Annotated in this window: 3 protein-coding genes; 2 read left to right on the forward strand and 1 reads right to left on the reverse strand. The window is 62.8% G+C overall.

The features are described 5' to 3' along the window. Nucleotides 1-2,792, forward strand: a 2,792-nt coding sequence (gene ileS / locus RMO18_RS14000; protein WP_309666701.1) for an isoleucine--tRNA ligase, incomplete at its 5' end; no start/stop codon positions are given. Between the two features lie 54 nt (nt 2,793-2,846). On the opposite strand, the gene RMO18_RS14005 is transcribed toward ileS, so the two are convergent. Then, on the reverse strand, nt 2,847-3,122 hold the full coding sequence (locus tag RMO18_RS14005) for a DUF1127 domain-containing protein (protein WP_309666702.1): 276 nt from the start codon (nt 3,120-3,122) through the stop codon (nt 2,847-2,849). A gap of 291 nt (nt 3,123-3,413) precedes the next feature. Here RMO18_RS14005 and RMO18_RS14010 point away from each other — a divergent pair. Beyond that, nucleotides 3,414-3,605 (forward strand): LysR family transcriptional regulator (locus RMO18_RS14010; RefSeq protein WP_309666704.1); only part of this gene is annotated, 192 nt, incomplete at its 3' end.

A 3,605-nucleotide genomic window follows, 5' to 3' on the forward strand; every position in this document is an offset into this window, starting at 1 on the left:
ACGACGGCCCGCCCTATGCCAACGGCCATCTGCACATCGGCCACGCGCTGAACAAGATCCTCAAGGACATGGTGGTCCGCAGCCAGCAGATGATGGGCCGCGACGCCCGCTATGTGCCCGGCTGGGATTGTCACGGCCTGCCGATCGAATGGAAGATCGAGGAGCAATACCGCGCCAAGGGCCTGAACAAGGACGACGTCGACGTGGTGGGTTTCCGCCGCGAATGCCGCGCCTTTGCCGCCGGATGGATCGACATCCAGCGCGAGGAATTCAAGCGGCTGGGCGTCACCGGCAACTGGGCCGACCCCTACCTGACCATGGACTACCACGCCGAAGCGGTGATTGCCGCCGAGTTCATGAAGTTCGTGATGAACGGCAGCCTCTATCAGGGCTCGAAGCCCGTGATGTGGTCGCCGGTGGAAAAGACCGCGCTGGCCGAGGCGGAGGTGGAGTATCACGACCATACCAGCCATCAGGTTTGGGTGCGGTTTCCGGTCGCTCAGATTTCGAATGCGGCCATGGGAGTTGACTTTGTGCCAGTGGGCGAGTCGATCCCTGTAGGCATCCCGGGTATTCATGAGCTTGCAGACGCAACTGTCGTAATCTGGACGACTACGCCTTGGACAATCCCTCAAAACCGGGGCGTGGCCTTCAATCCCGCAATCGACTACGGCCTCTATGAGGTTACGGAAATCGGCGAGAACTCCCAAGCCAAAGTTGGTGAGAAGCTAATCATAGCGGCAGAGCGGTTGCCTGAAGTATTGCTTCAGGCTCGGGTTGAAGGGTTCCGCAAAATTCGAAGCGTTAGTGCTGCTGAACTCTCGGCGCTCACTCTTGCCCATCCTTTCCGAAATGTTGAAGGGGGCGACTTCGAGTGGGACTACAACGTCCCCATGCTCCCCGGCGACCATGTCACTGACGACGCTGGCACCGGTTTCGTCCACACCGCCCCCAGCCACGGGGATGATGACTATCAGCTTGGCCTGAAATTCGGCCTGCCGATGACCTACAACGTCGAACCCGACGGCTCTTACCGCGCCGACCTGCCGTTGTTCGGTGGCCAGCACATCATCCTGCCCGATGGCAAGGAAGGCCCCGCCAACGTCAGCGTCATCAAGCAGCTGGCCTACTCCGGCGCCCTCTTCGCCAAGGGCAAGCTGAAACACAGCTACCCCCACTCCTGGCGCTCCAAAGCCCCGGTGATCTACCGCAACACCCCGCAATGGTTCGTCGCCATCGACAAGTCGCTCGACGACGGCATGACCACCTATGGCGACACGATCCGCAAACGCGCGCTGAATTCGATCAACCAGCTGGTCGAATGGACCCCGCCTACCGGCCGCAACCGCCTGCATTCGATGATCGAGGCCCGCCCCGATTGGGTGCTGTCGCGCCAACGCGCCTGGGGCGTGCCGCTGACCTGTTTCGTCAAGAAAGGCGCCAAGCCGACCGATCCCGACTTCCTGCTGCGCAACGCCGAAGTGAACGCCCACATCATCGCGGCGTTCGAGGCCGAAAGCGCGGATGTATGGTTTGTGCAAGGATTCACGGAACGGATGCTGGGTGGCATCGTCAATCCGTCTGATTATGTCAAAGTGGAAGATGTGCTGGATGTCTGGTTCGACTCAGGCTCGACCCACGCCTTCGTCTTGCGCGACCGGGCCGATGGGTCACCGGATGGCATTGCCGACCTCTACCTCGAAGGCACCGACCAGCATCGCGGCTGGTTCCATTCCTCGATGCTGCAGTCCTGTGGCACCAAGGGGCGGGCACCCTATCGGGGCGTGCTGACGCATGGCTTCACGCTGGACGAAAAGGGCATGAAGATGTCCAAGTCGCTCGGCAACACCACCGCCCCGCAAGAGGTGATCGGCGAATACGGCGCCGATATCCTGCGGCTCTGGGTGGCGCAAAGCGACTACACACAAGACCTGCGGATCGGCAAAGAGATCCTGAAAGGCGTGGCCGACAGCTACCGGCGGCTGCGCAACACCATGCGGTTCCTCTTGGGCAACCTCGCGGGGTTTACCGAGGCCGAAAAGGTCGCGCCTGAGGATATGCCGGAACTGGAACGCTGGGTGCTGCACCGCCTGTCCGAACTCGACGAAGAAGTGCGCACCGGTTACGCGAAATACGATTTCCAAGGCGTGTTCACCAAGCTTTTCGCCTTTGCGACCACCGACCTGTCCTCGGTCTATTTCGACATCCGCAAGGACAGCCTGTACTGCGATGCCACCACCAGCCTGACCCGCCGTGCGGCGCGCACCGTGCTTGACATCCTGTTCCACCGGCTGACGACATGGCTGGCCCCGATCCTCGTCTTCACGATGGAGGAGGTCTGGCTGGAACGCTTTCCCGGCGACGACAGCTCGGTCCACCTGATCGACATGCCCGAGACGCCGAAGGCGTGGCGGGATGCGGTGCTGGCCGCCAAATGGGAAACCATCCGCGAAGCCCGCCGCGTGGTCACTGGCGCGCTGGAAGTGCAGCGCACGGCCAAGGTGATTGGCGCCAGCCTTGAGGCCGCGCCCGTCGTGCATGTTGAAAGTGCCGAGGCGCTGCGCGCGCTGAAATCGGTCGATTTCGCTGACCTGTGCATCACCAGCGGCATCTCTCTCACCGCCGACCCTTCTCCGGCCGAGGCGTTCCGCTTGCCCGAAGTGCCCGGTGTCGGCGTGGTCTTTGAACTGGCCCCCGGCGAGAAGTGTGAGCGCTGCTGGAAGGTGCTGCCGGACGTGGGGACGCACAAGCATCCCGGCACCTGCCAGCGCTGCTCGGACGCGCTGGGCTGAGGGTCAGCTTCAATAAGGGCGCGCGGGACGGTTGGCCCGTCCGGCGCGCTTCAGTCAGGCCCGGAGCCGGGCTGAGAGCGCACGTCCGGACGGAAATGTGATGACCAAGGCCTGCGGGCGCGACCGGTCGAGGCCAAGGACCATGGTCTCAATCTCGGCGCGGGTCAGGCCGATGTCGTCGAGCATGCGATCATCGGTCGGGTCCAACAGCGGGCGAAAGGACCGTCGCATCCGGTCACGCGTGATGCTTCGGGCAAAAAGCCTGTGGAACAGCGACAGGGTCGTCATTGCGGCGCGCCCTTGCGTCTGGATGATGCCGAAATTGCCCAACGGAAGGATCCTGCGCCGATTGCTGCGGCAGGGGTGAGGCGGGCGTCAAGGTCGCAAGGACCGGTCGCCAGCAGACGCGTAGCCACGTCCTCAGTCAGGCCCATAGCGTCCCGCATGCGGTCGTCGGCCCGCAGCAGAACCTCGACAAGCGAGGACCGCAACCGCCGCCTTAGCCGGGTCTCGCGGAGAATGCTCAAAATGCGGGCCAGGAAAGGCATCTCGGACTCTTGCAGTGCGGAAGGGATGCAGCAGGGTATGCGGCGGGCATTGACATAAGACAAACGAATAGGAATGATAGATGCCATCGTTCTGGCTGATGGCATGTCCATGATCCCCCTCGAAAGCGACCTGATGCGCGCCTTCCTTGCCGTGGCCGATACCGGCAGCGTGACGGCAGCGGCCGGCCGGGTCGGGCGCACGCAATCGGCGGTGTCGATGCAGATACGACGGCTGGAGGAAAACCTGGGCCAACCGCTTTTCACC

Source organism: Tabrizicola sp., from assembly GCF_031377265.1.
Lineage (GTDB): Bacteria > Pseudomonadota > Alphaproteobacteria > Rhodobacterales > Rhodobacteraceae > JAUYQR01.